The sequence below is a fragment of the Streptomyces sp. NPDC058195 genome (assembly GCF_042883525.1).
GTDB lineage: Bacteria > Actinomycetota > Actinomycetes > Streptomycetales > Streptomycetaceae > Streptomyces.
On record NZ_JBHVVM010000009.1, the window covers coordinates 126,519 to 153,017 of the forward strand.

The window sequence follows — 26,499 nt, forward strand, 5'->3', positions numbered from 1 at the left end:
GGTGAACGGCTCTGAACAGCCCGTCCGGCAGTCCACGGGGGAACAGCCGGACGGGCTTAGCCGACCGTCCATGCACTAGTAATGGAGTTCACGACATGAGCGACGAAAAGAAGATCCAGGCGCCGACCCAGGCGCCGGACGCCGCGGGGGACATCAAGCCCACGGACAGCCACATGACCGGCGAGCCCAAGGTCAAGCCGCTGGACAGCCACATGACCGGCGAGCCGGAGATCAAGCCGATGGACAGCCACATGACCGGGGCCGACCCCCGCTAGTTCTTCATGTGACGGGGAGGCAGCCGCGGCGGCGCGGAGGGGGAGCCGTCGCGGCTGCCGCATGTGCGCGTGCGGGAGGAGGGCGGCGCGGAGCGGGACGCGGGCCGTACGGCTCAGGCCTCCCGGGACCGCAGCTCCCCCTTCAGGACCTTGCCGCTCGCGTTGCGGGGGAGGCCGGGGACGAACTCCACCGCCCGCGGGACCTTGTAGTTCGCCATTTCGCGGCGGGACCAGGCGATCAGGTCGTCGGCCGTGAGCGTGGCGCCCGGACGGCGGACCGCGTACGCCTTGCCGACCTCGCCGAGGCGGGGGTCCGGGATGCCGATCACCGCGACGTCGGCCACGTCCGGGTGCAGGCCGAGGAGCTGTTCGATCTCGGCCGGGTACGCGTTGAAGCCGCCGACGATGAACATGTCCTTGATCCGGTCGGTGATCCTCAGGTTGCCGTGCTCGTCGAGTACGCCGACGTCACCGGTGCGGAGCCAGCCGTCCGGGGTGATCGTGGCGGCCGTGGTCCGCGGGTCCTCGAAGTAGCCGTCCATCACGTGGAAGCCCCGGACCAGGATCTCGCCGGGCACGCCGGGCTCGGCCAGGACCCGGATCTCCGTGCCGGGGATCGCCCGGCCCGAGGTCGAGGCGACGGTCTCCGCCGGGTCGCCGCGCCGGCACATGGTGACGATGCCGCTCGCCTCGGAGAGGCCGTACGCGGTGAGGACCGTGGGGATCCGCAGTTCGGTACGGAGCCGCTCCACCAGCTTGAGCGGGACCACCGCCGCACCCGTCACCACCAGCCGCAGGGCGGAGAGGTCGTGTGCGTCACGGGCCGGGTGGTCCAGCAGGGACTGGTGGAGGGTGGGCGGGCCGGGCAGCACCGAGATCCGTTCGGCGGCGATGTTGGCCAGGGCCGTGTCCACGTTGAACACCGGCTGCGGGACCATCGTGGCCCCCCGCATCAGGCAGGCGAGGACGCCCGCCTTGTAGCCGAAGGTGTGGAAGAAGGGGTTCACGATCAGATAGCGGTCGCCCTCGCGCAGGTCCGCCAGTTCGCTCCAGATCGCGTAGCAGCGCAGGGTCTGGGCATGGGTGATGACCGCGCCCTTGGGGCGGCCCGTGGTGCCCGAGGTGTAGATGATGTCGGAGGGGTCCGAGGGTGCGACGGCCCCGGCCCGCGCGCGTACCGCCTCCGCCGGCACCCCCTCCCCCGAGGCCAGGAAGTCCTTCCAGGTGACGTAGTCGTCGGGGGCGGTGTCGGCCAGCACCACCACCTTCTCCAGGTGCGGGAGTTCCGCCTCCGCCCGGCGCAGTGACGCCACGTACGAGGTGCCGAGGAAGGTGCCCGTGACGAAGAGGATCTTCGCCCGGCTGCGGCCCAGGACGTACGCCGCCTCCGTGCCCTTGAAGCGGGTGTTGAGGGGGACGAGGACCGCGCCCGCCGTGACCGCCCCGAGCGCGGAGACGATCCAGTCCAGCGTGTTGGGGGCCCAGACCGCGACCCGGTCCCCCGGCTCGACGCCCGAGGCCAGGCACGCGGCGGCGGCCCGCTCCACCCGGTCCCCCAGCTCGGCGTAGGAGATCCGGGTGCGGCCCTCGACGACCGCCTCCCGGTCCCCGTAGCGCCGGGCCGCCGTTCGGACCAGCTCGGGGATGGTGCCCCACTCCTCGTCGCCGCGCATGCCTCGCCCTCCCTGACGCAGTAGCTGACTATCCGTCAGATTAGCTGTAGCCTCTGCCGCTGTCAGCAGTCATGACGGCCTGGGAGGTGGCGGTGGCGGCACTCAAGGACGCGACGGCGATAGCCGGAATAGGGCAGACGGCCTTCGCGAAACAACTGCCGGAATCCGAGAAGACCTTGGCCTGCCGGGCCATCGTCGCGGCGCTCGACGACGCGGGCATCCCCGCGTCGGAGGTGGACGGGTTCGCCTCGTACACGATGGAGGAGACCGACGAGGTCGAGATCGCCAAGGCCATCGGCGCGGGCGATGTCACCTTCTTCAGCAAGGTGGGATACGGGGGCGGCGGCTCCTGCGCGACGATCGCCCACCTGGCCGCCGCGGTGGCCACCGGGCAGGCCAGCGTGGGAGTCGCCTGGCGGTCACGCAAGCGCGGCTCGGGGCCCCGGCCCTGGAAGAACACCGCGGTGCAGCTGCCGACCCCGGGACAGTGGACCCGTCCGTTCGGCCTGCTGCGGCCGGCCGACGAGATCGGGATGCTGGCCCGCAGGTACATGCACGAGTACGGGGCGACCCGCGACCACCTCTTCAACGTCGCCCTCGCCTGCCGCAACCGCGCCAATCAGAACCCCGCCGCCATGATGTACGAGCGGCCGCTGACCCGCGACATGTATATGACCTCGCGCTGGATCAGCGAGCCGCTCTGCCTCTTCGACAACTGTCTGGAGACGGACGGCGCGCTGGCCTGCGTGATCGTCTCGGCGGAACGGGCCCGCGACTGCCGTCAGAAGCCCGTGTACATCCACTCCGTCGCGCAGGGGCTGCCCGCCCAGCACCACGGGATGGTCAACTACTGGAACGACGATCCGCTCTCCGGCCCCGCCTGGACGGCCGCCCGGCAGCTGTGGAAGCAGGCCGACTTCGGGCCCGGGGACGTGGACGTGGCGCAGATCTACGACGCGTTCACCCCGCTCATCCCGCTCTCCCTGGAGGGGTACGGCTTCTGCGGGCGCGGCGAGGGCGCCGCGTTCACCGAGGGCGGGGCGCTGGAGAGCGGCGGACGCCTCCCCATCAACACCGGGGGCGGCGGACTGAGCGAGGCGTACGTGCACGGCTTCAACCTGATCACCGAGGGCGTGAAGCAGCTGCGCGGCGTCTCCACCGCCCAGGTCCCGGACGCCAGCACCTGCCTGGTCACCGCCGGTGAGGGTGTGCCCACTTCCGCCGTACTGCTGAGGAGTTGAGGAGGGATCATGACGGCAACGGACGCGGACGGGCTGCTGCTGCCCGTGGTGGACGAGGACGGGGCGCCGTTCTGGGAGTACACGGCCCGCGGTGAGCTGCGGGTGCAGGCGTGCGCCGCCGAGGGGTGCGGCAAGCCGCGCTTCCCGCCGCGGCCCTGCTGCCCGCACTGCCAGTCCTTCGACAGTGAGTGGCGGCGGATGAGCGGGCGGGGCCGGATCTGGTCGTACGTGCTGCCGCATCCGCCGCTGCTGCCCGCCTACGCGGCGCAGGCCCCGTACAACGCGGTGGTGGTGGAGCTGGCGGACGCTCCGGCGATCCGGCTGGTCGGGAACGTGGTGAGCGGGCCGGACGCCCCGCTGGACTCGGTCGATCCGGCGCGGCTGCGGATCGGCGCGGGGGTGCGGGCGGTGTTCTGTCCGGACGCCTCGGGGCTGACCCTGGTGCGCTGGCTGCTGGAGCGGTGAGCGGCGATGGCGCTGCGCACCGAGACGGACCGGGAGACCGGGGTCGCGCTCGTCACCCTGGACCGGCCGGAGAAGCTGAACGCGATCGACCTGGCCACGGCGGCCGAACTGGCCAGGACGTGGCGGGCGTTCCGCTACGACGACGAGGTGCGGGCGGTGGTCCTGACCGGCGCGGGAGGGCGGGCCTTCTGTACCGGGATCGACCGGGGCGCCGAGGTTCCGCAGCCCTCCTCCCCGTACACGATCGACGATCCGCTGCTGGCGATCGGGCCGAAGGCGAACGACCTGTGGAAGCCGGTGGTCGCGGCGGTGGAGGGGATGGCCTGCGGCGGGGCGTTCTATCTGCTGGGCGAGGCGGAGTTCGTGATCGCGTCGAAGGAGGCGACGTTCTTCGACCCGCACACCACGTACGGCATGGTCAGCGCGTACGAGTCGGTCGCGATGGCGCAGCGGATGCCGTTCGGGGAGGTGGCCCGGATGGCGCTGATGGGGACGGCCGAGCGGGTCTCGGCCCGGCGGGCGTACGAGACCGGGCTGGTCAGCGAGGTGACGGAGCCGGGCGGCGCGGTGGACGCGGCGCTGCGGGCGGCCGGGGTGATCGCCGGGTACCCGACGGAGGCGGTGCAGGGAACGGTGCGGGCGGTGTGGTCCGCCCGGGAGGCGGCCAGGGCCCAGGCCATGGCCCACGCCCCGCACCTGATCGCGCTCGGGAACCTGCCGCCGGAGCGGCAGGGCGAGCTGTTCCGGAAGCGGGCTCCAGGCGCGTTCCGGACCCGCTGAGCGTCCGGGCTCCGGCACATTCCGGACCACTGCACGTCCGGGCTCCGGCACGTTCCGGACCACTGCACGTCCGGGCTCCGGCACATTCGGGACCACTGCACGTCCGGGCTCCGGCACGTTCCGGACCCGCTGGCAGTAGAAGCTCCGGCGTGTTCCGGACCCGCTGACCAGGCGGAGCGGAGGTTCGTTCCGGACCCGCTGACCAGGCGGGCCCGGAACGAACCGGAGCGGTGGGGCAGCGGGTCAGTAGCTCATTTCGGCCTCGGCCCGGCACTTCTTGACCCGGGAGATCCTGCCCGGGTGGTCCATCCGCACCGTGAGCTCCACGACGTTGCCGCCCTCGGCGTCCTGGTACGCGGTGCCGGTGTCGACGGTGTTGCCCCGGGCGTCGAGGAAGGTCACGCCGATCTCGTAGCTGTGCGGACCGGAGCCGTTGGCCGTGAGGCTGACGACGGAGAAGGGACTCGCCTTTCGCTTGCCCTTGCGCGGCTGGGCGCAGCGGATGACGGAGATCCGGGGCGCTTCGGAGGAAAGGGGGCTCGGGGTCGCCGTCGCGTAGTCGGTGCCGCCCGATGAGCTGCTCGACGAGTCGTAGTCGTCATCGTCGTAGCTGCTGCGGTAGCCGTCGTTGCTCTTCTTGGAGTTGGAGCAGCCGCCACCACTGCTGCTGCTCGAACTGTGGCTCTTGCCCTTGCTCTTCCCGCCGCTGCGGCCGTGGCCGGCCGTGGAGAAACCGGTGAGTGCGAGTACCACCACGATCAGTACCGCAGACAGCTTGACATGCCGCATCATCGACGCAGCCCCCCTTGCGCTGTTGTCTTTATGTGCACTTGTCGAACGACCGTGCGTCACGCTAGCGCACGGTGGCGCGGGGCGGCGGCCGGGCGTAGCGTCGATCCGAGAGTGGTGCAGCACCGTGACACCGGTCCGTGCGCGCGGGAGGCCGAGATGATCCGCGAAGTCCTCGGCCCAGTCATCGCTCTCACCGGAGCGGCGGCCGCCGTGCTGAGCCCCTTCCGTGACTGGTACGACGGTCGCCCCGGACGTGAGTACCGGGTCGGCGAGCTGTTCACCCAGGTCACCGCCGGGCGGCCGGAGCCCCTGGGCTCGATGCTGCTCGTGTTCCTCTGCGCTGCTCTGCTGGCGGTGCTCGGTGTGCTGCTGCGCTCGCGGTGGGCGGTGGCTGTGGCGGGGACTCTGGTGCTGGGGTTCACGGTGCTGTGGATGGTGCGTCAGGGGCAGGCGGCGGGCAGCCTGGCGATCGCGGGGGACGGTTCGGGGCTGGGGTGGGGCGTGGCCGGGGCACTGGCGGGCGGGGCGCTGATGGTGGTGGGGGCGCTGGTGATGCCGGGGCGGCGGCGGTCGGCGCGTGCGGGGGCCGGGGCGCCGTTCACGGCGCCGGACACGGCGCATCCGGACACCTGGCCGCCGACGCAGGAGCCGGGGCCGTCGGTGCAGACGAGCACCCTGCCGGAACCCGAACCGGAGCTGTACACCGGGCCGGAGCCGGGCGGCCCGGACGATGTTCCGGACGGCCCGGACGGCGGTCCGGGTGACTCGGACGGCCGGGGCGGCCCGGACGGCCAAGGCGGACAGGGAGTACGGGGAGTACGGGGAGGCCCGGACGACGCTCCGGGCGGCCCGGACGACGCTCCGGAGCGCACACCGCGCCCCGGAACGTAGCGAGCCCTACGCCCTGGCCCTGTTCCCCGTGCCCGTGCCCTTCACCGCGTCCAGCGCGTACACGCAGCGGTCCTTGCTGCACGCGTACACGACGCCGCCCTGTGCCACCGGCGAGCCCGTGATCTCGCCGCCCGTCGCCAGCTTCCAGCGGAGCTGTCCGCCCACCGCGTCCAGGGTGTACAGGACGTGGTCGGCGGAGCCGAAGTGGACCCGGCCGTCGGCGACCACCGGGGAGCCGACCACCTCGCCGCCCGCCGCGAACCGCCACTTCGGGGTGCCGGTGACCGCGTCGAGGGTGTACAGCGCGCTGCCGCTGCCGACGTGGACGTTCCCGGCGGTCACCAGGACCGGCTCGGTCGACTGGCGGGCCTCCGTGGCGATGCGCCAGCGGTCCTTGCCGGTCGAGGCGTCGATCGCGTACACCGTGCCCAGGTAGTCGGCGAGGTAGACGCCGCCGCCGGTGACGGCCGGGCCGGGGGCGAACGCGGGCGGCGAGAGGAAGACCGCGGGCGACTCGAAGTGCCAGCGCACGTGCCCGGACACCGTGTCCACGGCGAGGACCCGGGCCCCCGCGGCGACGTAGACGAAGCCGTCCGGCGCCGGGGTCAGCCGGACCGGCACACCACCGCAGGAGGCGGCGTCGCCGATGGGGTACGACCAGCGCTCGATGCCGGTACGGGCGTCGACGGCGCGCAGCCGGGCGTCCTGCCAGAGGAAGACCGTGCCGTCGTGGATCACCGGCCCGGCCTCGGCGGTCTCGAAGTCGGTCTGTACGCCGGTGGCCTCCCACAGCTTCTCGCCGGTGCCCGCCTCCCAGGCCTGGACGCCGCCGCCCCGGGTGGCGGTGACGACGGTGCCCCGGTCGGCCTTGAGGGAGTACACCCAGGCGTCCGTCTGGAGCCGCCAGCACTCGGCGCCGGTCGCCGCGTCCAGTGCGTAGAGCGAGGGCCCGTCGGAGGCGTGGATACGGCCGCCCTCGACGGTCATCACCCAGGCCACGTCCCGGGTCTTGAACTGGCGCCGCCCGTTGCCGACGTCCAGGGCGTGCACCTCGAAGGACGTGACGTAGAGGAGGTCACCGGCGACGACCGGGGTGCCCCAGACGTCGTTGGACATCCGGAACCGCCAGGGCCGCCAGCGGTCCGGGCCCGGCGGGGGCTCGACCGGATACCCCGGGGCCGGTACGGGGACGGCGGGCGGGGCGGCGGCCGTCACTCCGGCGGGCGGGCGCACCCAGCCGGTCGCGTGGCCCGCCTGCGCGGGGGAGGCGGCCCGGACGTCCTGGGCGCGCGGGCCGGGGCCGATCGGCACCTTGGCGCCGGGCAGCCGGACGGGGCCGCCCGCGTCGGGACCGTGTGCCGCGACGGCGACAGAGGGGCGCGGATCGGGGCGCGGCGGCTCCTGGGGCGGCGGCGGAATCAGGGCGGGCGGCGCGGGAGGAGCGGGCTTCCGGCCGCCGCGGCGCTGCTCGATCATCGCCGTGGCGGAGCCGGGCAGCCAGGCGGAGGCCGTACCGCTGTCGTCGCCGCCGGAGGCGAAGAGATGCGGGGCGAGCTGGGCCTGGAGGTCGGCGGGGGTGGGCCGCAGCCCGGCCTCCATCTGCATGCAGGACTCGATGAGCGGTCGCAGCTCCTCGGGCAGTCCTTCCAGGTCGGGGCCCTCGCGCAGCAGCATGAAGACCGTCTCGACGGGGTTGCCGCCGTGGTACGGGGCGTGGCCGGTGGCGGCGAAGACGAGGGTGGAGCCGAGCGAGAAGATGTCACTGGCGCCGGTGACGCTGCGCGAGTCCCTGGCCTGCTCGGGCGACATGTACGCGGGGGTGCCCACGGCGACGTTGGTCATGGTCAGCCGGGTGTTGGAGACGCCGGAGGCGATCCCGAAATCGATCACCCGGGGCCCGTCCTCGACGACGAGCACGTTCGACGGCTTCATGTCGCGGTGAACGAGCCCGGCGCCGTGGATCGACTGGAGGGCCTCGGCGATCCCGGCGGCCAGCCAGCGGACCGCCTGGACGGGCATGGGCCCGCACTCGGTCACTATCTCTTCGAGGGAGGGCGCCGGTACGTAGGCGGTGGCCAGCCACGGCACGGCGGCGCGCGGATCGGCATCCACCACCGCGGCCGTGTAGAAACCGCTGACGGCGCGGGCGGCCTCCACCTCACGCGTGAAACGGACCCGGAACAGCTGGTCCTCGGCGAGCTCCGTACGGACCGTCTTGATCGCGACCCGCCGGCCCGAAGCCGAGCGGGCGAGATAGACCAGCCCCATGCCGCCGGCACCGAGTCGGCCCAGCACCTCGAACGGGCCGATCCGCCTCGGGTCGTGCTGCGTCAGCTGCTCCATCACTTGCCCTGCCACCTCCCCGTACGGGCCTCAGTAAGAGAAGCCCGCGAAAACCCGCCCTGTACGGCGTCTCACCACTGGGCACCACCCGGCGGTGCGCACCCCGATTCTTCCTGGATGAGGCCGTGGTTGCGAACCCGGGGGCGGATCGGGGTGTCACAGCTCACTCTGCACCCTTCCCGGACACAGGGGGCTGAAGTACGGCGAAAACGGCGCCCTGGTCGTCCTGGAGGACCGCCATCCGTCCGTGCGGGATGTCGAAGGGCGGCGCGGAGATCCGGCCGCCGAGCCGGACGGTGTTCCCGGCCGCGCGGTTGCAGTCCTCGACGGCGAAGTAGGTGAGGAAGTAGCTGGGCATCTCCGCGGGGAAGGCGTCGGTGATGACGCTGCGGCCACCGATCGCGGTGTCCGGTCCGGGTTCGGTGCCTGCCGGGGACCACATGCGGAAGTCGAGACCGGATTCGGCCGTTCCCGGATCGTCCGTATCCGTTCCCTGGTAGCCGAAGACCTCCTCGTAGAAGGCGTCCACCTCGTCCTTGCGGCGGGTGTAGACCTCGGTCCAGCAGAAGGAGCCGGGCTCGTTCCGCTTCTCGAAGCCCGCGCGCTCACCGGCCTGCCAGAGCCCGAAGACCGCGCCGCCGGGGTCGGCCGCCTGGGCGAGCAGCCCGGCCCGGCCCGCCCGGACGGGCTCGGTGATCATCTGGCCGCCCGCCGCCCTGATCCGGGCGGTGTCGGCCACGATGTCGTCGGTGGCGAAGTAGATCTCCCAGCCGGTCGGCATCCGGCCGTCCTGCTTGGCGGCGAGCGCGGCGACGAGCCGTCCGCCGCCGTAGGCGTCCGCGTACGGGCCCTCGCCCGCCCGGAAGGTCCAGCCGAACAGCTCCCCGTAGAAGCGCTTGCCCGCCTCCAGGTCGGGAAGCTGCACATCCACCCAGCACGGCACGGATGGTGCGAATGCGGCCATGGGCCCGGTGTCCTTCCGTGATGCACCACACGTCACACACGACCGTGACGCTCGTCACAGTCAACGTAGCCGCAGCACGCGCGCCGCGCGCACCGGCCTGCCCGTATAGAACAAATCTTCGATACAACTCCGGCGGAAGGGATCATCGTCCGCGCCGTCACGGAAAGTTATCCACCGAAGTTATCCACAGGCTGTTGATAAGACTTATCGTTCCGTGGTGCGCATACGTCGAAATCCGGCCACTCCCCCCACCACACCTGCGGCGAACCCCATTTGCAGTCGGCCGAATCGCGCTCCGATCACCCCTCGGTAAGCTGACGGCATGACAGGACAAGTGCGCACCGTCGACGGCCGCGTGGCCGGTCGGCGCGGGCAGGCGACGCGGCAGAAGCTGCTCGACTGCCTCAGCGAGATGCTCAGCTCCTCGCCGTACCGGGACGTCAAAGTCATCGACGTGGCCCGGAAGGCGGGGACTTCACCCGCGACGTTCTACCAGTACTTCCCCGACGTCGAGGGCGCCGTCCTCGAGATCGCCGAGGAAATGGCCAAGGAGGGCGCCGCGTTGACCGAACTGGTCGCCGGACGCTCCTGGGTCGGCAAGGCCGGACGGCAGACGGCCGAGGACCTCGTCGACGGCTTCCTCGACTTCTGGCGCCGCCATGACGCGATCCTGCGCGTGGTCGATCTCGGCGCGGCCGAGGGCGACAAGCGGTTCTACAAGATCCGTATGAAGATCCTGAACTCGGTCACCAACTCCCTCACCGATTCGGTCAAGGAGCTCCAGGCCAAGGGCAGGGTCGACAAGGAGGTCAGCGCCGCCGCGATGGCCGGTTCGCTGGTCGCCATGCTGGCCGCCGTCGCCTCGCACCAGAAGGGTTTCACCACCTGGGGCGTGAAGCAGGCCGAACTCAAGCCGAACCTCGCCCTGTTGGTGCATCTGGGCATCACGGGCAAGAAGCCCCCGAAGTAGCCCCGGCGCCGACGGCCCCCTCCCCGCCGGGGAGCGTGCGGCCGACCCGGGCGCACTCCAGGTCCTGTCACACCGACGGCGGGCCACGTCCGTGGTCCGCCGTCGGTGCACCCGGGGCCGTACGGGGCCCGCCGCGTGCCCCCCCGCACCGCCCCGCTCGCAGGGCCGTTCCCAGCCCCGCCCGCAACTCCGTTCAGGAACCGTCGCGCGGGCGCAGTCTGAAGAGCCGGATCTCCCGGTCGATCCTCGCCTGGTACGCCGCGTACGGCGGCCAGAACTTCAGCGCCGCCCGCCACACTTCCTCCCGCTCGGCCCCCTTCAGCAGCGTGGCGCGCACCGGAATGTCCCGGCCCCGCCAGTTGATCACCGCCTGGTCGGGACCGGCCAGCAGATTCGCGGTCCAGGACGGGTGCCCGGTGCGGCCGAAGTTGCTGCCCACCAGGATCCAGCTCTGTTCCGCGCCGCTCTCCGGCATACAGGCCAGCGGGGTGGTCCTCGGCAGCCCGCTCCGCGCCCCCGGCACCGTCAGCACCAGCCCCGGCAGCATCCGGGAGCTGAGCAGCACCCGGCCCCGGGTGATCCGGTGCACCGCGCGGTCCATGGCGGGCACCACGTGCGGGGCGATCTTCGCGAACGTACGGGTGGAGGAGACCTTCTGGACGAGCCGGACGCCGGGCGCCATCAGACCGCCCCCACCCGCTCCGCCGCACCCGGGCCCGGCCCCGCTCCCGGCCCCCTGGCGGCCTGCGGCGTGCCCTGGGCGAGCAGTCCGGCCCGTCGTGCCGCGTGGTCGCGGAGGCGGTGGACGGGACCGAAGAGCAGCTCGGCGGCGGCTGCCCGCCCGAAGTACAGCCGCGCCTCGTCCTCCCGGCCGGGGCCGCCCCCGCCGGGCAGCTGCACCGCCTCGGCGGCGGTGGTCCGCAGCACTTCCAGGGCCTGGGCGAGGGCGAGCCCCCCGGCGGCGGCCGGGTTCCAGGCCGCGCAGTACGCCGCGGAGCGGGCCTCCTGCACCCGTACGTACAGGTCGGCCAGGCGGTGCTCGGCGTCCCGGAGGACGTCGGCGGCCTGCCCGCCCGGTGTTCCGGGCCGGGCGCCCGCGCCCCTGAGGTGGCCGAGCGTCCGTTCCAGCGCGCCCGCCGCCGCTCCCACCGCCTCCGCGGCGAGCAGCGCGGCGGCCGGCTGCCCGGCAGCGGCGAGGGCACCGGTCACATCGGTGGCGGCGTCCGCGCCGAGGAGTTCGGCCCCGGTGTCGCGGAGTTCGAGCCGGGCCTGCGGGCGGGTCCGGTCGAGCGGGGTGCGGGGAACGCGGACGAGACCGGCCGCCGCGTCCGGCCGGACCAGGAAGAGGAGCGTACGGCTGCGCGGGAAGCCGCCGGTGTGGGCCGCGACCAGGAGCACGTCGGCGGTCCCGCCGTCGAGGACCCGGTCGGCCTCCCCGTACAGCCGCCAGCCCTGCGCGCCGTCCTCCGTGACGGCTCTGGCCTGGATGCCGCCCGCCCGGCCGCCGCCCGACCAGGTGGCGCCCGCCGGGTCGCCGGTGAGCCCGAGGGCGGTGGCGAGCGATCCGCCGGGGACGGCCAGGGCCGCGGTCAGCTCGCCGGACGCGATGCGCGGCAGCAGCGCGGCGCGCTGGGCGCCGGTGCCGAGCGCGGCGATCAGGGGTGCGGCGAGCACGGCGGTGGCGATCAGCGGCGAGGGCAGCAGGACCCGGCCGGTCTCCTCGCAGGCGACGGCGAGCCCGGTGGGCCCGCGGCCCGCACCTCCGTACTCCGCCGGCAGGGCGAGTCCCGGCAGCCCGGGGTCGCGGGCGAGCCGTCGCCACAGCTCGGTGTCGTAGCCGTCCACGGGCGGCGCGGCGGCGTCACGGCTGTCCGCGGGCGGCGCGGCGTCACGGCCGTCGCCGTCCGCGGGCGGCGCGGCGCCGACGTCGTCGTCGGGTGCGGGGCGCGCGGCGGGCAGTGCGCGCAGTGCGCGGCGTATCCCGTCCTGTTCCGCGGTGAAGGCGGCGTCCATCGTCGGGCTCCTTCCGCCGAGGGGCCTACGGCCCATCATCTGACGGTGCGTCATATTAGGTGCCGATCCCCGAGATGCCCAGAGCCGCGCGCCGGGCGTACGAGCGGGGCGGCGTGGCCTCGGGGCGGCCTCAAGGTGACCCCGGGGCGACCTCGGAGCGACCTCGGAGCGACCTCGGAGCAGCCCCAGAGCGACCCCGGAGCGGCCTCGGGATGGCGGACCTCCTCCGTATTCCTCTTATCTGATGTACCGTCAGATTCATGCCTTCTTCCCACCGCAAGGTCGCTGTCGTCGGCATATCCCTCGCCGACTGCGGGCGCGTCGACACGGCCACGCCCTACGCCCTGCACGCCCAGGCCGCCCGCCGGGCGCTGGCCGATTCGGGGCTGGACCGGTCCGTCGTCGACGGCTTCGCCTCCGCCGGGCTGGGCACGCTCGCCCCGGTCGAGGTCGCCGAGTACCTGGGCCTGAAGCCGACGTGGGTGGACTCCACCGCGGTCGGCGGCTCGACCTGGGAGGTGATGGCGGCGCACGCGGCGGACGCCATCGCGGCGGGGCGCGCCAACGCCGTCCTGCTGGTCTACGGCTCGACGGCGCGGGCGGACATCAAGGCGGGGCGGCGGACGTCCAACCTCTCCTTCGGGGCGCGCGGCCCGCTCCAGTTCGAAGTGCCCTACGGGCACTCGCTGATCGCCAAGTACGCGATGGCCGCCCGCCGCCACATGCACGCGTACGGCACGACGCTGGAGCAGCTCGCCGAGGTCGCGGTGCGGGCGCGGGCGAACGCGGCGGCCAATCCGGACGCGATGTTCCGCGACCCGATCACGGTGGACGAGGTGCTGTCGGGGCCGATGATCGCGGACCCGTTCACCAAGCTGCACTGCTGCATCCGCAGCGACGGCGGGTGCGCGGTGCTGCTGGCAGCCGAGGAGTACGTACCGGACACGGCCACGGCCCCGGTGTGGATTCTCGGCACGGGCGAGCACGTCTCGCACGCCGCCATGTCCGAGTGGGAGGACTTCACGGTCTCCCCCGCGGCGGTCTCGGGGCGGCTGGCCTTCGAGCGGGCCGGGGTGCGGCCCTCGGACATCGATCTCGCCGAGATCTACGACGCGTTCACGTACATGACCCTGGTGACGCTGGAGGACCTGGGGTTCTGCGCGAAGGGCGAGGGCGGCCCGTTCGTGGAGAAGGGCCGGACCGGGCTGCGGGGCGAACTGCCGGTCAACACCGACGGCGGCGGGCTGTCCGCCTGCCACCCCGGGATGCGCGGACTGTTCCTGCTGGTGGAGGCGGTGCGCCAGCTGCGCGGCGAGGCGGGCGAGCGCCAGGTGCACCGGGCGGACGGCGGGCTTCCGGAGCTGGCGGTGGCCTCGGGTACGGGCGGCTGGTTCTGCTCCTCGGGGACCGTGGTGCTGGGGCGGGGGTGACGGGGCGCCGCCCCGGCCGTGCGCTGCAATGGGGACATGACGACCGACGCACACGACGCACACCGGGACTTCCTGGACCTGCTGCACGCCCAGCGCGTCTGGGACGTGGAGCTCCCCTCCTTCGACCCGGCCGCCGCGCCCCCGGACCCGCTGCCGCTCTTCCACCGCTGGTTCGCCGAGGCGGTGGCCGCCGGGCAGCCCGAGCCGCACACGATGGCGCTGGCCACCACGGACGCCGACGGCCACCCCGACGTGCGGACGGTGATGCTGCACGACGCCGACGGGCGCGGCTGGCACTTCGCCACCCACCGCACCAGCGCGAAGGGCCGCCAGCTCGCCGCCCGCCCGTACGCGGCCCTCGGCTTCTACTGGCCGGCGCAGGGCAGGCAGGTACGGGTGCGGGGCCCGGTCACCGCGTGCCCGCCCGCCGAGAGCCGGGCCGATCTGCGCGCCCGGTCCACGGGGGCGCTCGCGGCGGCGCTCATCGGGGCGCAGAGCGAGGTTCTGGGCTCGCTCAGGGAGCTGGACCGGGCGTCCGACGCCGCCTGGGAGCGCGCCCGCGCCGAGCCGGACACGGAGGCCGCGAGCTGGACGCGGTACGTGGTCGAGGCCCGGGAGGCCGAGTTCTTCCAGGGCGATGCCCGCCGTCGGCACGTACGGCTGCGGTACCGGCGGCAGGGCGCGGACTGGGAGCGGGACCTCCTCTGGCCGTAGGACCGTGGGGCACATGGCCGTACGAGACGCGGGGTGTCCTGGCGCGGGGTGTCCGGGCGGGCCGCGGATCAGCCGGTGCTGATCGCCTGCACCGGGCAGACCCGCACGGCCTCCCGCACCGTGGCTCCGTCCAGGGCGTCCTCGTAGTCGGGCAGCAGTTCGCTGAACCCGTCGTCGTCCTGCGTGAAGACCTTCGGCGCGGTCAGCGCGCACTGGCCCGCGCCGATGCACCGGCCCTTGTCGATACTGATCCGCATTCCGGCAGAACCTTCCGGTCGCATGTCGCTCACCATGTTCCGATCACCGTGCGCGTTCCCTGGGCTTCCTCGGCCTCGCGGACCCGGGTCACCAGGCCACGGGCAGTTCGAAGAGGCCCTGGATGGTATCTCCGGGCTTGAAGGGGACCTCCTCGGCGGGCACCGCGAGCCGCAGCCCCGGCAGCCGGTCGAAGAGCGCGGGCAGCGCGATCTCCATCTCGGCCCGTGCCAGGTTCTGGCCCAGGCACTGGTGGATACCGAAGCCGAACGCGACGTGATTGCGGGCGTTCCGGCCGAGGTCCAGCTCGTCCGGGGAGGGGTAGACGGTCTCGTCCCGGTTGCTCACCGCGGTGCTCAGGACGACGCCGTCCCCCGCCCGGATCGTCACCCCGGCCACCTCGATGTCCTGCACGGCCACCCGCGAGATCCCGTCCGCGATCGACAGGAAGCGGAGCAGTTCCTCGACCGCCGAGGGCACCAGGCCCTCCGAGGCCCGCAGCCGGGCCAGCTGGCCGGGGTGGCGGAGCAGGGTGAAGGTGCCGAGCGAGATCATGTTCGCGGTCGTCTCGTGTCCGGCGACGAGCAGGATCTCCGCCAGCCGCACCAGCTGGTCGCGGTCGACGGCCCCGGTCTCCAGCTGGTCGGCGATGAGCTCGTCGAGCAGCCCGTCGCCGGGGGTGGCCCGCTTCCGTGCGATCAACTCGCGGAAGTACGCGTCGAGCGCCTCCCGTGCCGCCTCGACATCCGCCGACGCCGGGCCGCGCAGCAGCTTGCGGGACTGCTCCTCGAAGAACTCGTGGTCCTCGTAGGGCACCCCGAGCAGCGCGCAGATGACCATGGACGGTACGGGCAGGGCGAAGGACTCGACCAGGTCGGCGGGCGGGCCCTTCTCGACCATCGCGTCGAGCAGGCCGTCCACGATCTCCTTGATGCGCGGCCGGAGCGCGGCCGTCCGCCGGACGGTGAACCTCGGGATCAGCATCCGGCGCTGGGTGTTGTGCTCTGGGTCGTCCACGCCGAGCAGTTCGACGCGCCGCAGCGAGGACGAGGCCAGCCGCTCGGCGAAGAACGGGAACTCGGGGTTCTCCCGGTTGGACGAGAGCCGCTGGTCCACGAGGAGCGCGCGTGCCTCGGCGTGCCCGGTGACCAGCCACACCGTACGGCCGTCGAAGAGCCGGGCGGGGGCCACCGGGTGCCGCCCCTGCCGGGTGTCGCGGTAACCGGCGGGCGGGTCATAGGGACAGGTGCGGTTCTGCGGGAAGGAGACGGTCTCGGCGTCTGCCATGGCGGACCTCGCAAAGAGAGGGGGGTGTCCTACCGATCTCCGCCCACTAGATGCCTCAGGCACCTAATGGGTCCAGGTGATGTTCGGCCATTTGTCCTCGGTGTTCTCCATTGTCCGCCGAGGGGCGCGGCCGGGCACGCCCGGCCGCTTTTTCCCTGCGGCCCGTACCGGCGTTCCGCGTTCCCGGGCGTTCGCCCGCGCGGCCCCCGCCACCGCCCCGCCGCCCCTCCCGCGCACCCTCCGCTTTCGGTCCGCGAGGAGCAAGATGGAATGCGGAGGCGACGATGAGCCGAACCCGCGCCCGTTCCCGTTACGCCCCGGACAACGGGCTGACCACCCGCATGGTCGGCACCATGTTCCTGATCGGCCTGCTGTACGTGGTGCTGGTCGGGGTACTGCTCGCCGTGCTGCGCGGCGCCTGGCCGGTGATCCTGATCCTCGTCGGCGGCATGTTCGTCGCCCAGTTCTGGTTCAGCGACCGCATCGCGGCGTTCAGCATGGGGGCCCGTGAGGTCACCCCGGAGCAGGCGCCGGAGCTGCACGGTGCGATCGACCGGATCTGCGCTCTTGCGGATATGCGGAAACCGCGCGTGGCCATCGCGCAGAGCGACGTACCGAACGCCTTCGCGACCGGCCGCAGCGAGAAGACGGCACTCGTCTGCGCCACCACCGGTCTGCTGCGCAGGCTGGAGCCCGGCGAGCTGGAGGGCGTGCTCGCGCACGAGATGTCGCACGTGGCGCACCGTGACGTCGCCGTCATGACGATCGCCTCCTTCCTCGGCGTGCTCGCCGGGATCATCACCCGGGTCGCGCTGTGGGGCGGACTCTCCCGCAACAGCCGGGGCAACGACCCGATGGGCATCGCGATCATGCTGATCCCGTTGATCAGCGCGGGCGTGTACTGCCTGAGCTTCCTGCTGACCCGGCTGCTGTCGCGCTATCGCGAGCTCTCCGCCGACCGCGCCGCCGCCCTGCTCACCGGCCGCCCCTCCGCACTGGCCTCCGCCCTCACCAAGGTGAGCGGCCAGATGGCCCGCATCCCGACGGAGGACCTGCGCAAGGCGGAGCCGTACAACGCCTTCTACTTCGTCCCCGCGTTCTCGTCCAGACAAAGCCTGAGCCGTCTGATCTCCTCCCACCCGACCCTGGAACAGCGCCTCGACCAGCTGGCCCGCATCTCCGCCGAACTCGCCCGCCCGTGAGCACCGCCCGTACGGGCCCCGCCCGCGTGGCCCCGCCCCGGGGCCGCACCCGCCACCGCTGCTGACCGGAGGTAACCGTCCATGGGTCTCCTCGACGCGATCCTGGGCCGGAGCAAGCCGGTCCGGCCCGATCTCGACGCGCTCTTCGCCGTCCCCTCCGCCGCCCTCACGCTCCAGGCGGGCGCGGGCTTCGCGCCGACCGGCCTCGGCTCGGTCTGCTTCGCGGGTGTCGAGGGCGGCACCTTCGCCCGGCTCCAGGAGGACGTGCGCGAACTGCTCGACGCCGACACCGGGCGCGGCGGCGTCCCGGTGGAGTTCCACCGGGACGGCTACGGCTACACCTGGCTGCTCTCCCGTCACCCGGCCGACGACACCGCGACCCTGGTCAACGACCTGCACGCGGTCAACACCCTGCTCCAGGACGGCGGCTTCGGCCCGCAGCTGCTGTGCTCGCTGATCGGCTTCCGCGACGAGCGCGACCGTCCGCTGGCCCTGGTCTACCTCTACAAGCGCGGCACGTTCTACCCGTTCGCCCCGGTGCCGGGCGGCGCCGAGAAGCGCGACAACCAGCTGGAGCTCCAGGTACGGGCGGTGCTCGCGGACGACCTCCGGATGGAACCGGACCTGGCCCGCTGGTTCCCGGTATGGGGAGCCCCGGGCCTGTGACCGGGGGCTGAGGGCCGCCTGCCGTCCCCCTCCGGGCCCGCGCCACTGGGTTTCGGGCCTCGTACGCCCGTATGATCGCCGCCATGACTGCTGACCCGTCCCGTTCCGCCGCCGCCCGCATGCGCGCCTCGGACGCCGACCGTGAGGCGGTGGTCGAGCAGTTGCGGGAGGCGGCCGGCGAGGGCCGCATCGATCTGGACGAGCTGGACACCCGGCTCGGGCAGGCGCTCGCGGCCAAGACCTACGCCGAACTGGCTCCCCTCACCGAGGACCTGGTCCCCATCGAGGTGGCCGCGGGCGAACCGCTGGTCCTCAAGGGCGGCCTCCACGGCGTGAAGCGCGCGGGCGTCTGGAAGGTGCCCCCGGTGATCCGCGCACAGGGCGGCATGGGCGGTGTGCGGATCGACTTCACCCGCGCCGAGTGCCGACTGCGCGAGATCACACTGGAGGTGCGCGGCGAGATGGGCGGCGTACGCATCGTGATCCCGGAGGGCTGGACCGCCGACACCGACCAGGTGGAGCAGGGCCTCGGCGTGCTGAAGGACCGGACCACCCACACCCGGACCCCCGGCGCCCCGCTCCTGCGCGTGACGGGCTCCTGCGGCATGGGCGGGCTGTACGTGCGCCACCCGAACTTCGTCGAGCGCCGCAAGCTGCGCGGGCTCGAATCCTGAGCCGACCGTTCAGGTCCCGGGCCAACGGGGCCGCCCGGTCAGGTCCCGGGCCAACGGGGCCGACCGTTCAGGTCCCGGGCCAACGGGGCCGCCCGGTCAGGTCCCGGGGCGGAAGACCGCGACGGTCTCCGCCCCCTCCTCCCGCCGGAACGTGACCCGCAGCGCCATGCCGATGGTGAGCGCGGACTCCTCGCACTCCACGACCTCCGTCATCATCCGCGGCCCCTCGGCCAGCTCGACCACGGCGGCGACGTACGGAACGCGGGCGCCGAACGGCGGCAGGTCGTTGCGGTGCACGACGGACCAGGTGTAGAGCGTCGCGTCCCCGCTCGCCCGCTCCCAGTCGACGTCCTCGCTCCAGCAGTGCGGGCAGAACTCGCGCGGATAGTGGTGGGCCCGCCCGCAGGCGCGGCAGCGGCGCAGCAGCAGGTGTCCGTCGGCGGCGGCGTCCCAGTACGGGCGGGTGAAGCCGTCGGGCTCGGGCAGGTCGAAGCGTACGGCGGCGGGGGTCATGCGAAGAGTCCGATCCACGCGTCGAGGGACCAGGTCTGCCAGGCCATCGCGAACAGCGCGACCAGCGAGATCAGCGCCATCATCGCGTTCTGCCCCTGCTCGGCCCAGTCATGGATCATCAGCACCAGGTAGAGAAGGTTGAGCAGGAGCCCTCCGGCCAGCGCCACCGGGGTGAGGAACCCGGCCACCAGGCCGAGTCCCAGGGCCAGTTCGGCGTAGACGACGACATAGGCCATCGCCTTGGGGCGCGGGGCGACGATGCGGCGGAAGCCGGTGCGTACGGCCGCCCAGCGATGCTTCTCCGCGACGTCCGCGGCCCAGGCGATGCCCGTACCGCGCTCGAACCAGCCCTTCTTGTCCTTGTGCCGCCAGCTCTCCAGCCACCACAGGCCGAGCCCTATCCGCAGGATGGCGAGCCACTCGGCTCCGCCGAGCCAGATCGTCTGCACGGTGCCTCCCACTCATGAAATCTGACGGCACGTCAGTTCACCCGATGACGGGCGGCTCGCGCAAGAGGCGGGCCAGCCCCGCCGCCAACTCCCCGGCCCTCGTGATCAATTCGCAATCGATTCCGGTCTTGACCGAGACCCATCAACCAGGTGCGCGATTACGCTCCGAACCATGTCCGACAGCGCACGTACCGCCGGTAGTCCCCGACCGCACCGGACCGACCTCACCGAGGACCGCCCCGTCTACGTCATCGGCGGCGGGCCGGGCGGTCTCGCCGTCGCGGCGTCCCTGCGCGAACTGGGCGTGCGGGCGGTCGTCCTGGAGAAGTCCGGCCAGGTGGGGGCCTCCTGGCGGGGCCACTACGACCGGCTGCACCTCCACACCACCCGGCGCCGGTCGGCACTGCCCGGCCTCGCGCTGCCGCGCCGGTTCGGGCGCTGGGTCTCCCGCGACGACATGGTGCGCTACCTGGACAAGTACGCCGAACACCACGAGCTGGAGGTGGTGACGGGCGTCGAGGTGTCCCGGATCGACCGCGCCCCGGACGGCCGGGACTGGCAGCTGACCGCGAGCGGCGGCCGGGTGCTGACCGGCCGGGCCGTCGTCGTCGCCACCGGCTTCAACCACACCCCGCGCCTCCCGCGGTGGCCCGGCCTCGACGGCTTCGGCGGCGATCTGGTGCACGCGGCGGAGTACCGCAACCCGGCCCCGTACGCGGGAAAGGACGTCCTGGTCGTCGGCATCGGCAACACGGGGGCGGAGATCGCCGTGGACCTGGTCGAGGGCGGGGCCAGGCGGGTACGGATCGCGGTGCGCACCGTGCCGCACCTCGTGCGCCGCTCCACGGCGGGATGGCCCGCGCAGTCGACCGCCGTACTGGTGCGCAGGCTGCCGGTACGGCTGGTGGACCGGGCCGCGGGGCTGATGGGCCGGATCTCCGTGCCCGACCTCACCGCGCACGGGCTGCCGCGCCCGGACACGGGCCTGTACTCGCGGGTCAGGGACGGGGCCATCCCGGTGCAGGACGTGGGGCTGATCGACGCGGTGAAGCGCGGCCGGGTGGTGCCGGTGGCGGCCGTCGAGTCGTTCGACGGAGACACGGTGGTGCTGGCCGACGGCGAGCGGATCACCCCGGACGCGGTGATCGCGGCGACCGGCTACCGCCGGGCCCTGGAAGGGCTGGCCGGCCACCTCGGCGTGCTGGACGCCCGGGGCCGCCCGGCGGTCCACGGCGCCCGCTCCCCCCAGCAGGCCCCCGGGCTGTACTTCACCGGGTTCACCAACCCGATCAGCGGGATGCTCCGCGAAATCGCCCTGGACGCCCGCAAGATAGCCAGGCGCCTCGCCCGCGACACCGCCCGCTGACCGCCGCGCGCCCGGCGGTCCGGCGCCTGCCCTTCACCGGCTGGCCGCCCGGCTGCCCTGGCCGGGCCGACCGGACAGGGCGGGTGACGCCCCGGGAACGCCGGGGGCAGCGAAGAGCGGCGCGCACAAGGGAAATGGGCAGCGGACAGAGCGGACCGCATGACGAAGCGGGGCGCGACCGGATTCCTCCGGGCGCGCCCCGCTTCGTCATGCGGTCCGGTCAGGACGCGGCGGTGGGGTTCACCACGAGCTGGGCCGTGTTGTTGGCGGACTGCGGGTCGAACGGGAAGGTCACCGGAGCGGCGCCGCCGGTGGTGAGCACCACGCGGCCGGCCGCGTCGGGGACCATCCGGTCGATGCGCAGCTCGAACGGGAAGGCGCGCTCGGTGTCCGGCAGGGCCCAGAGGGGCAGCTCGCAGCTGTAGCGCGGGGCACCGACCGGGTTCGGGTGGTAGCCGCCGGCCAGGGTGCGGGGCTCGCAGCCGGCGGGGGCGGAGGTGACGGTGGCCCCCTCGGGGACCGTGAGGTCGACGGCCGCGACCGCGTCGCCCGAGCCGAGGTTGGCGATCCAGGCCGGGCCGTTGTTCCGGAAGCCCAGTGCGGCGGTGACGGTCTCACCGACGGCGCCGGAGACGTGGGCGCCCTTCGCCTCGAAGTCGGCCGTGTTCACCGCCTGGATCCCGGCGGCGGCGTAGTTGTCCTCCTCCGCCAGGTCGGGAACCCCGTTGCCGGGCTCGACGGTGACCTCCAGGCGCTCGCGGTACGCGTGAGCGGCGAGGGCCACCCGCAGCGGCCGGGGCAGGGTGAAGGTGCCGCCCGGCTCGATCACCTGGTCGAAGTCGCAGGTGGCCGTGGTGAACGGGACGTCCTCGCCACCCGTCGTCCGGTACGCGCACTCCGCGTACGCGTCGAGGAAGGTGAGCCCGTGCGTGGCGCTGATGACGGCGCGGAGGCCCTCGGAGCGCTCACCGCCCCGGTTCGTCACCGTGAGCGGCACGGTCCGCTGCTCGCCCGGCAGGGCGTCCCTCACCGGGGCGGGCCCGGAGACGGACAGGTCCGGGCCGGAGCCGACGGTGACCTGGGTGCCGAAGGAGTCCCGCGGGGCCTCCAGGGTGCCGTCCGGCCCGCCGGTGGCCACGGCCGCGTACGTGATCCGGCCCTGGGCGCCGATCCCGGCGCCGTCGGCGGCCCGGAGCGAGAGCTGTACCTGCGGGCTGTAGGTGTCGCCCATGACCGGCACGTCGGAGACGGTGCACACGGCCGTGGTCCCGCTCGGGGCGCAGTTGTCGGGCCAGCTCACCTCGGCCACCCCGGTGATGCCGGAGACGTCGACCGAGAGCAGTCCGTCGGTGACGGTGAAGTTGCCGTTGTCGTGGTAGAGCCCGAGGTCCAGCGGCCGGCCCGGCAGATCGGCGCCGACCGGGAGGCTCTGCTGCCCGGGTGCCTGGATCCAGAGCTGGTCGGTCTGCGGCAGGTCCTGCGCGACCGCGGGAACCGCCAGTCCGACGGTCAGCAGTCCGGCGGCCGTGACGGCGGCCAGGGCGCCGAGGCGTGCGGTGCGCCGGGTGGAGACGGGTCTCATGCTTCCCCCAAACAGAGTGTGGCCAGGGGTCCGGCTGGGCCGCTGGCCTCGAACGACGGCCGGACGGTCCGGCCCGCACATTCGACCTCCAAGATCGCCACGGGGTTGTACGGGCCGGGCGGAAACCCCGGGACTTCACCGGGCGCTCGTACGACTTCACCCCGGAAACCCCGATTTCACCGCAGCGGTCCCGGTTTCACCGCACGCCGTCACGCGTTCGCCCCGGGGGCCCCGCCGGTCTTTGCCTGCACACCCATTCCTGACGAGCCGTCAGTTCAGTAACCTGACAGAGTGTCAGCTTTGGCTGGCCCGGCAGGATCCCCCGACGGACCTCAGGCAGGAGTGGGCGGAACGATGCTTGGATCGACTCACGGCACCTTTACCACCGACTTCCGCGCACGGGTGGTGGCCTGCGGCGAGGAACCGCACGCGGCCGTCCACAGCGTGACGGTCGAGGCCACCGAGGAATGCGTCCTGGACGTCAGCGGCCGGCCGCTGTACGCCCCCGTCCCCGACCTGGACCGCTTCTTCCGGCCCGAGTCCGTGGCCGTCGTCGGCGCCTCCGACGCCGAGGGCCGCCCCAACACCGGCATCACCCGGCAGCTGATCGCCTGGGCCGAGCGGGTCGGAGCACGGCTGTATCCGGTGCACCCGACGCGCGAGTCGGTGTTCGGGCTGGCCTGCTCGCCGTCGGTCGGCCAGCTGCCCGAGCAGGTCGACCTGGCGGTCCTGCTGGTCGGCGACCCTCTCCCGGTGATCGAGGAACTGGCGCAGGCCAAGGTGCGGTTCGCGGTCGCCTTCGCCTCGGGCTTCGCCGAGACCGGCGAGGAGGGGGCCGCCGCACAGGCGCGGCTGGCCGAAGCGGTGGAACGGTCCGGGCTGCGGCTGCTCGGGCCGAACACCAACCTCAACGCCTTCGAGCGGTTCCGGGACGACCTGGACGGCCCGGCCATCGCGCTGATCACCCAGTCCGGCCACCAGGGCCGCCCCCTGTTCACCCTCCAGGAGCTGGGCATCCGGCTCTCCCACTGGGCGCCCACGGGCAACGAGGCCGACCTGGAGACCGCCGACTTCATCTCGTACTTCTCGCAGCGCCCCGAGGTCGGGGCCATCGCCTGCTACGTGGAAGGGCTCAAGGACGGGCGGTCCTTCCTCCTGGCCGCGGACCGGGCGGCGCGGGCGGGTGTGCCCGTGGTGGCCGTCAAGGTGGGACGTACGGAGACGGGGGCCCGGACGGCCGCCTCGCACACCGGCAAGCTGACCGGCGCCGACCAGGTGGTCGACGCGGCGATGCGGCAGTTCGGCGTGATCCGGGTGGACGGGCTCGACGAGCTCCAGGACACCGCGACCCTGCTCGCCCGAGCCCGTGAACCGCAGGCCGACGGCGTCGTCGTCTACTCGATCTCGGGCGGCACCGGGGCGCACTTCGCGGACCTGGCGACCGGCGCCGGGCTGAACCTGCCCACCCTGTCCGAGGCGAAGCAGCGCGAACTGCACGAGTGGATCCCCCGCTATCTGAACGTGGCCAATCCGGTGGACAACGGCGGCCATCCAGTCGGCGACTGGCGCGGCCGGAAGATCATCGACGCGATACTCGCCGATCCGGACGTCGGGGTGCTGATCTGTCCGATCACCGGCCCGTTCCCGCCGATGAGCGACAGGCTCGCGCAGGACCTGGTGGACGCGGCGGAGACCACGGACAAGCTGGTGTGCGTGGTGTGGGGCTCGCCCGTCGGCACGGAGGAGGCCTACCGCACGACGCTGCTCGGCTCGTCCCGCGTCGCCACCTTCCGCACCTTCGGCAACTGCGTCACCGCCGTGAAGGCCTACCTGGACCACCACCGGTTCACCGAGTCGTACCGCTCCCCCTTCGACGAGGCGCCGCGCACCCCCTCCCCGTCCTTCCGCAAGGCACAGGCCCTGATGCGGCCGGGCCGTCAGCTCAGCGAGCACGCGGCGAAGCAGCTGCTGCGCGCGTACGGCATCCGCGTACCGCGCGAACAGCTGGTGACCAGCGCCGCGGCGTCCGTCCGGGCCGCGGCGCTGGTCGGCTACCCGGTGGTGATGAAGGCGTCGGGCGCCCAGCTCGCCCACAAGACCGAACTGGGCCTGGTCAAGGTCGGGCTCACCTCGGCGAGCCAGGTGCGGGACGCCTACCGCGAGCTGACCGACATCGCCCGGTACGAAGGCATCGAACTGGACGGGATCCTGGTCTGCCAGATGGTGGAGCGGGGTGTCGAGATGATGGTCGGCGTCACCCAGGACGCGCTGTTCGGGCCCACGGTGACGGTCGGGCTCGGCGGCGTACTGGTCGAGGTGCTGCACGACGCGGCGGTGCGGGTGCCTCCCTTCGGCGAGGACCAGGCGCGCGCGATGCTGGGTGAACTGCGCGGACGGGCCCTGCTGGAGGGCGTGCGGGGCGGACCACCGGTGGATGTGGACGCGCTCGTCGAAGTCGTGCTGCGGGTGCAGCGGATGGCGCTGGAACTGGGCGACGACCTCACCGAACTGGACATCAACCCGCTGATGGTGCTGGGGCGGGGGCAGGGCGCGGTGGCGCTCGACGCGCTCGCCGTCTGCCGCTGACCGGCCGCCGCACCGCCGCCGCCGTCCGAACCGCCTAGCCAGGAGCTTCCCATGCCGTCCTCCCCCGAAGACACCACCAGGCCCGCCGGATCCGCCGAGGCAGCCGATGCCTCCGATCCGCTTGACTCATGGGTACTGCACACCACCGACAACGGCGTCCTGCGGATCACCCTCAACCGCCCCGAGGCGCTGAACGCCGTCACGTGGGAGCAGCGGGAGCGCGTGATCGCCCTGCTCGCGGACGCCTCCGCCGACCCGGCCGTACGGGCCGTCGTCCTCACCGCCACCGGCCGCGGCTTCTGCGCGGGCGCCGATCTGCGCGGTGCGGCCCCGGCCTCCGGCGAGCGGGTGCCAGGCGACGTGGCCCGCACGATCCGGCTCGGCGCGCAGCGGCTGATCGGCGCGGTGCTGGACTGCGAGAAGCCCGTCGTCGCGGCGGTCAACGGCACGGCGGCCGGGATCGGCGCCCACCTCGCGTTCGCCTGCGATCTGGTGCTGGCCGCCGAATCGGCGAGGTTCATCGAGGTGTTCGTACGCCGCGGCCTGGTCCCGGACGGCGGCGGGGCGTATCTGCTGCCCCGGCTGATCGGCCCGCAGCGGGCGAAGGAGCTGATGTTCCTCGGCGACGCGCTCCCGGCGGCGGAGGCGGAGCGGCTCGGGCTGGTCAACCGCGTCGTGCCGGACGGGGAGCTGGCCGCCACGGCGACGGCGTGGGCGCAGCGGCTGGCCGAGGGGCCGACCCGGGCGATCGCCCTCACCAAGCAGCTCGTCAACGCCTCGCTGGACACCGACCGCGCGACGGCCTTCGCCGCCGAGGCGGCGGCCCAGGAGATCAACATGACGACGCGGGACGCCCAGGAGGGCGTGGCGAGTTTCGTGGAGCGGCGGACGCCGAAGTTCCGCGGGATCTAAGGGCTGGCCCGTCATCTCTGGTGGATCGGCGTGCGGCGTCAGACGCGGTGCGTCGCACGGCGGAGGGACGCCCGAATACCGGATGTATCCGGGCGTTCCGGCAACGCGGCGAGGTGCCGTGGCTGTCGTCGCACGCCCGCCAGGGATCACGGGACAGCCCTTAGTGACCTGAGCCGCACCCGCCGCCGTCGGGCGGCGGGGCGGCCAGAGGAGCGGTGGCCGTGTGGTGGTGAACGGCATGCCAGGCAGCGGAGGCGGCACGCCCGGCGCGGCGCGGGCCTCCCCGTGACCTCGCGGCGCGCCGCCACTGTCACGCTGGCCCTGCACGCCGCTCTCCCCCACCTGGTGGCCCAGAGCCCTGCCACGCGGACGGCCGCCGGGCTCGACGACCTCGACGGCTTCGTCAACGGTCTCCTGGACACGGTGTACGGAGCACCGTAGGACCGCCGGGTCACG

Annotated in this window: 26 protein-coding genes; 15 read left to right on the top strand and 11 right to left on the bottom strand. The window is 73.2% G+C overall.

Going from position 1 to position 26,499, the window contains the following annotated elements; all coding sequences use genetic code 11:
• The first annotated feature begins 95 nt into the window (after positions 1-95).
• Positions 96-275 carry a hypothetical protein gene (locus tag ACFVWY_RS14155; RefSeq protein ID WP_389871171.1) on the top strand — a complete coding sequence of 60 codons (180 nt, stop codon included), beginning with the start codon at positions 96-98 and terminating at the stop codon, positions 273-275.
• A gap of 113 nt (positions 276-388) precedes the next feature.
• On the opposite strand, the gene ACFVWY_RS14160 is transcribed toward ACFVWY_RS14155, so the two are convergent.
• Positions 389-1,948, bottom strand: a complete 1,560-nt coding sequence (locus tag ACFVWY_RS14160; RefSeq protein ID WP_389871173.1) for a FadD3 family acyl-CoA ligase — start codon at positions 1,946-1,948, stop codon at positions 389-391.
• A gap of 92 nt (positions 1,949-2,040) precedes the next feature.
• Between ACFVWY_RS14160 and ACFVWY_RS14165 the strand changes: the two genes are divergently transcribed.
• Genes ACFVWY_RS14165 through ACFVWY_RS14175 form a run of 3 tightly spaced genes read left to right on the top strand, consistent with a single transcriptional unit; the run spans position 2,041 to position 4,434 of the window.
• Positions 2,041-3,189: a lipid-transfer protein gene (locus tag ACFVWY_RS14165; RefSeq protein WP_389871422.1), complete on the top strand. Its 1,149-nt coding sequence runs from the start codon at positions 2,041-2,043 to the stop codon at positions 3,187-3,189.
• A gap of 9 nt (positions 3,190-3,198) precedes the next feature.
• Entirely contained in the window at positions 3,199-3,654 is a 456-nt protein-coding gene (locus ACFVWY_RS14170; protein ID WP_389871176.1) for a Zn-ribbon domain-containing OB-fold protein, read from the top strand.
• Between the two features lie 6 nt (positions 3,655-3,660).
• The gene (locus ACFVWY_RS14175) at positions 3,661-4,434 is read left to right on the top strand and encodes an enoyl-CoA hydratase/isomerase family protein (RefSeq protein WP_389871178.1); all 774 of its coding nucleotides are present in this window, start codon (positions 3,661-3,663) and stop codon (positions 4,432-4,434) included.
• Positions 4,435-4,677: 243 nt separating this feature from the next.
• On the opposite strand, the gene ACFVWY_RS14180 is transcribed toward ACFVWY_RS14175, so the two are convergent.
• The gene (locus ACFVWY_RS14180; RefSeq protein WP_389871180.1) at positions 4,678-5,226 is read right to left on the bottom strand and encodes a hypothetical protein; all 549 of its coding nucleotides are present in this window, start codon (positions 5,224-5,226) and stop codon (positions 4,678-4,680) included.
• A gap of 156 nt (positions 5,227-5,382) precedes the next feature.
• Here ACFVWY_RS14180 and ACFVWY_RS14185 point away from each other — a divergent pair, with 156 nt between their 5' ends.
• The gene (locus ACFVWY_RS14185; protein ID WP_389871182.1) at positions 5,383-6,117 is read left to right on the top strand and encodes a hypothetical protein; all 735 of its coding nucleotides are present in this window, start codon (positions 5,383-5,385) and stop codon (positions 6,115-6,117) included.
• Between the two features lie 6 nt (positions 6,118-6,123).
• On the opposite strand, the gene ACFVWY_RS14190 is transcribed toward ACFVWY_RS14185, so the two are convergent.
• Positions 6,124-8,460, bottom strand: coding sequence for a PQQ-binding-like beta-propeller repeat protein (locus ACFVWY_RS14190; protein ID WP_389871185.1), 2,337 nt, complete (start codon positions 8,458-8,460; stop codon positions 6,124-6,126).
• 163 nt (positions 8,461-8,623) lie between these two features.
• Positions 8,624-9,424 (bottom strand): VOC family protein, encoded by an 801-nt coding sequence (locus tag ACFVWY_RS14195; RefSeq protein WP_389871188.1) that lies wholly within the window; start codon positions 9,422-9,424, stop codon positions 8,624-8,626.
• Between the two features lie 322 nt (positions 9,425-9,746).
• On the opposite strand from ACFVWY_RS14195, the gene ACFVWY_RS14200 reads away from it, so the two are divergent.
• A complete protein-coding gene (locus ACFVWY_RS14200) occupies positions 9,747-10,394 on the top strand; it encodes a TetR family transcriptional regulator (protein WP_389871190.1) in 648 nt (215 codons plus the stop codon).
• Positions 10,395-10,587: 193 nt separating this feature from the next.
• Here the strand turns inward: ACFVWY_RS14200 and ACFVWY_RS14205 are convergent, their stop codons facing one another.
• Together ACFVWY_RS14205 and ACFVWY_RS14210 are read right to left on the bottom strand one after the other, a co-directional pair.
• Complete coding sequence (locus ACFVWY_RS14205; RefSeq protein ID WP_389871192.1) at positions 10,588-11,076, bottom strand: nitroreductase family deazaflavin-dependent oxidoreductase; 489 nt, start codon at positions 11,074-11,076, stop codon at positions 10,588-10,590.
• Positions 11,076-12,407, bottom strand: a complete 1,332-nt coding sequence (locus ACFVWY_RS14210; protein ID WP_389871194.1) for an acyl-CoA dehydrogenase family protein — start codon at positions 12,405-12,407, stop codon at positions 11,076-11,078. Before ACFVWY_RS14210 ends, ACFVWY_RS14205 begins: the two co-directional genes overlap by 1 nt.
• Positions 12,408-12,667: 260 nt before the next feature.
• Here ACFVWY_RS14210 and ACFVWY_RS14215 point away from each other — a divergent pair, with 260 nt between their 5' ends.
• Positions 12,668-13,837, top strand: coding sequence for an acetyl-CoA acetyltransferase (locus ACFVWY_RS14215; RefSeq protein WP_389871196.1), 1,170 nt, complete (start codon positions 12,668-12,670; stop codon positions 13,835-13,837).
• Between the two features lie 36 nt (positions 13,838-13,873).
• The gene (locus ACFVWY_RS14220) at positions 13,874-14,551 is read left to right on the top strand and encodes a pyridoxal 5'-phosphate synthase (RefSeq protein WP_389871199.1); all 678 of its coding nucleotides are present in this window, start codon (positions 13,874-13,876) and stop codon (positions 14,549-14,551) included.
• Between the two features lie 68 nt (positions 14,552-14,619).
• Here ACFVWY_RS14220 and ACFVWY_RS14225 read toward each other — a convergent pair whose 3' ends face one another.
• Together ACFVWY_RS14225 and ACFVWY_RS14230 are read right to left on the bottom strand one after the other, a co-directional pair.
• Entirely contained in the window at positions 14,620-14,808 is a 189-nt protein-coding gene (locus ACFVWY_RS14225) for a ferredoxin (RefSeq protein WP_389871201.1), read from the bottom strand.
• Positions 14,809-14,896: 88 nt separating this feature from the next.
• Positions 14,897-16,093: a cytochrome P450 gene (locus ACFVWY_RS14230; protein ID WP_389871203.1), complete on the bottom strand. Its 1,197-nt coding sequence runs from the start codon at positions 16,091-16,093 to the stop codon at positions 14,897-14,899.
• 284 nt (positions 16,094-16,377) lie between these two features.
• Here ACFVWY_RS14230 and htpX point away from each other — a divergent pair, with 284 nt between their 5' ends.
• The 3 genes from htpX (at position 16,378) to ACFVWY_RS14245 (ending at position 18,635) form a co-directional block, all read left to right on the top strand.
• Positions 16,378-17,295 (top strand): zinc metalloprotease HtpX, encoded by a 918-nt coding sequence (gene htpX / locus ACFVWY_RS14235; RefSeq protein ID WP_389871204.1) that lies wholly within the window; start codon positions 16,378-16,380, stop codon positions 17,293-17,295.
• Positions 17,296-17,376: 81 nt separating this feature from the next.
• Positions 17,377-17,961, top strand: coding sequence for a hypothetical protein (locus tag ACFVWY_RS14240; RefSeq protein WP_389871206.1), 585 nt, complete (start codon positions 17,377-17,379; stop codon positions 17,959-17,961).
• 83 nt (positions 17,962-18,044) lie between these two features.
• A complete protein-coding gene (locus ACFVWY_RS14245) occupies positions 18,045-18,635 on the top strand; it encodes a DUF1707 domain-containing protein (protein WP_389871209.1) in 591 nt (196 codons plus the stop codon).
• 96 nt (positions 18,636-18,731) lie between these two features.
• On the opposite strand, the gene ACFVWY_RS14250 is transcribed toward ACFVWY_RS14245, so the two are convergent.
• Together ACFVWY_RS14250 and ACFVWY_RS14255 are read right to left on the bottom strand one after the other, a co-directional pair.
• Entirely contained in the window at positions 18,732-19,148 is a 417-nt protein-coding gene (locus ACFVWY_RS14250) for a Zn-ribbon domain-containing OB-fold protein (RefSeq protein WP_389871212.1), read from the bottom strand.
• Positions 19,145-19,597, bottom strand: a complete 453-nt coding sequence (locus ACFVWY_RS14255; protein WP_389871214.1) for a DoxX family protein — start codon at positions 19,595-19,597, stop codon at positions 19,145-19,147. The genes ACFVWY_RS14250 and ACFVWY_RS14255 overlap by 4 nt, the downstream gene beginning before the upstream one ends.
• Positions 19,598-19,769: 172 nt before the next feature.
• Between ACFVWY_RS14255 and ACFVWY_RS14260 the strand changes: the two genes are divergently transcribed.
• Positions 19,770-20,963 carry a flavin-containing monooxygenase gene (locus ACFVWY_RS14260; protein WP_389871217.1) on the top strand — a complete coding sequence of 398 codons (1,194 nt, stop codon included), beginning with the start codon at positions 19,770-19,772 and terminating at the stop codon, positions 20,961-20,963.
• A 220-nt stretch (positions 20,964-21,183) separates the two neighbouring features.
• Here ACFVWY_RS14260 and ACFVWY_RS14265 read toward each other — a convergent pair whose 3' ends face one another.
• Entirely contained in the window at positions 21,184-22,545 is a 1,362-nt protein-coding gene (locus ACFVWY_RS14265) for a hypothetical protein (protein ID WP_389871220.1), read from the bottom strand.
• A 354-nt stretch (positions 22,546-22,899) separates the two neighbouring features.
• Here ACFVWY_RS14265 and ACFVWY_RS14270 point away from each other — a divergent pair, with 354 nt between their 5' ends.
• The 3 genes from ACFVWY_RS14270 to ACFVWY_RS14280 all read left to right on the top strand — a co-directional run bounded on the left by ACFVWY_RS14270 (position 22,900) and on the right by ACFVWY_RS14280 (position 26,484).
• Positions 22,900-25,131: an acetate--CoA ligase family protein gene (locus ACFVWY_RS14270; RefSeq protein ID WP_389871222.1), complete on the top strand. Its 2,232-nt coding sequence runs from the start codon at positions 22,900-22,902 to the stop codon at positions 25,129-25,131.
• A 51-nt stretch (positions 25,132-25,182) separates the two neighbouring features.
• Positions 25,183-26,043 (top strand): enoyl-CoA hydratase/isomerase family protein, encoded by an 861-nt coding sequence (locus ACFVWY_RS14275; RefSeq protein WP_389871225.1) that lies wholly within the window; start codon positions 25,183-25,185, stop codon positions 26,041-26,043.
• 285 nt (positions 26,044-26,328) lie between these two features.
• Positions 26,329-26,484, top strand: coding sequence for a hypothetical protein (locus ACFVWY_RS14280; RefSeq protein WP_389871227.1), 156 nt, complete (start codon positions 26,329-26,331; stop codon positions 26,482-26,484).
• Positions 26,485-26,499: the final 15 nt, after the last annotated feature.

What these genes read in the sequence shown, in the direction of transcription:
- ACFVWY_RS14160 (WP_389871173.1), bottom strand. Translation starts at nt 1,948, where the DNA reads ATGCGCGGCGACGAGGAGTGGGGCACCATCCCCGAGCTGGTCCGAACG.
- ACFVWY_RS14250 (WP_389871212.1), bottom strand. Translation starts at nt 19,148, where the DNA reads ATGACCCCCGCCGCCGTACGCTTCGACCTGCCCGAGCCCGACGGCTTC.
- ACFVWY_RS14180 (WP_389871180.1), bottom strand. Translation starts at nt 5,226, where the DNA reads ATGATGCGGCATGTCAAGCTGTCTGCGGTACTGATCGTGGTGGTACTC.
- ACFVWY_RS14245 (WP_389871209.1), top strand. Translation starts at nt 18,045, where the DNA reads ATGACTGCTGACCCGTCCCGTTCCGCCGCCGCCCGCATGCGCGCCTCG.
- ACFVWY_RS14170 (WP_389871176.1), top strand. Translation starts at nt 3,199, where the DNA reads ATGACGGCAACGGACGCGGACGGGCTGCTGCTGCCCGTGGTGGACGAG.
- ACFVWY_RS14185 (WP_389871182.1), top strand. Translation starts at nt 5,383, where the DNA reads ATGATCCGCGAAGTCCTCGGCCCAGTCATCGCTCTCACCGGAGCGGCG.
- ACFVWY_RS14225 (WP_389871201.1), bottom strand. Translation starts at nt 14,808, where the DNA reads ATGCGGATCAGTATCGACAAGGGCCGGTGCATCGGCGCGGGCCAGTGC.
- ACFVWY_RS14205 (WP_389871192.1), bottom strand. Translation starts at nt 11,076, where the DNA reads ATGGCGCCCGGCGTCCGGCTCGTCCAGAAGGTCTCCTCCACCCGTACG.
- ACFVWY_RS14240 (WP_389871206.1), top strand. Translation starts at nt 17,377, where the DNA reads ATGGGTCTCCTCGACGCGATCCTGGGCCGGAGCAAGCCGGTCCGGCCC.
- htpX (WP_389871204.1), top strand. Translation starts at nt 16,378, where the DNA reads ATGAGCCGAACCCGCGCCCGTTCCCGTTACGCCCCGGACAACGGGCTG.
- ACFVWY_RS14215 (WP_389871196.1), top strand. Translation starts at nt 12,668, where the DNA reads ATGCCTTCTTCCCACCGCAAGGTCGCTGTCGTCGGCATATCCCTCGCC.
- ACFVWY_RS14210 (WP_389871194.1), bottom strand. Translation starts at nt 12,407, where the DNA reads ATGGACGCCGCCTTCACCGCGGAACAGGACGGGATACGCCGCGCACTG.
- ACFVWY_RS14155 (WP_389871171.1), top strand. Translation starts at nt 96, where the DNA reads ATGAGCGACGAAAAGAAGATCCAGGCGCCGACCCAGGCGCCGGACGCC.
- ACFVWY_RS14265 (WP_389871220.1), bottom strand. Translation starts at nt 22,545, where the DNA reads ATGAGACCCGTCTCCACCCGGCGCACCGCACGCCTCGGCGCCCTGGCC.
- ACFVWY_RS14270 (WP_389871222.1), top strand. Translation starts at nt 22,900, where the DNA reads ATGCTTGGATCGACTCACGGCACCTTTACCACCGACTTCCGCGCACGG.
- ACFVWY_RS14220 (WP_389871199.1), top strand. Translation starts at nt 13,874, where the DNA reads ATGACGACCGACGCACACGACGCACACCGGGACTTCCTGGACCTGCTG.
- ACFVWY_RS14275 (WP_389871225.1), top strand. Translation starts at nt 25,183, where the DNA reads ATGCCGTCCTCCCCCGAAGACACCACCAGGCCCGCCGGATCCGCCGAG.
- ACFVWY_RS14190 (WP_389871185.1), bottom strand. Translation starts at nt 8,460, where the DNA reads ATGGAGCAGCTGACGCAGCACGACCCGAGGCGGATCGGCCCGTTCGAG.
- ACFVWY_RS14230 (WP_389871203.1), bottom strand. Translation starts at nt 16,093, where the DNA reads ATGGCAGACGCCGAGACCGTCTCCTTCCCGCAGAACCGCACCTGTCCC.
- ACFVWY_RS14175 (WP_389871178.1), top strand. Translation starts at nt 3,661, where the DNA reads ATGGCGCTGCGCACCGAGACGGACCGGGAGACCGGGGTCGCGCTCGTC.
- ACFVWY_RS14260 (WP_389871217.1), top strand. Translation starts at nt 19,770, where the DNA reads ATGTCCGACAGCGCACGTACCGCCGGTAGTCCCCGACCGCACCGGACC.
- ACFVWY_RS14200 (WP_389871190.1), top strand. Translation starts at nt 9,747, where the DNA reads ATGACAGGACAAGTGCGCACCGTCGACGGCCGCGTGGCCGGTCGGCGC.
- ACFVWY_RS14195 (WP_389871188.1), bottom strand. Translation starts at nt 9,424, where the DNA reads ATGGCCGCATTCGCACCATCCGTGCCGTGCTGGGTGGATGTGCAGCTT.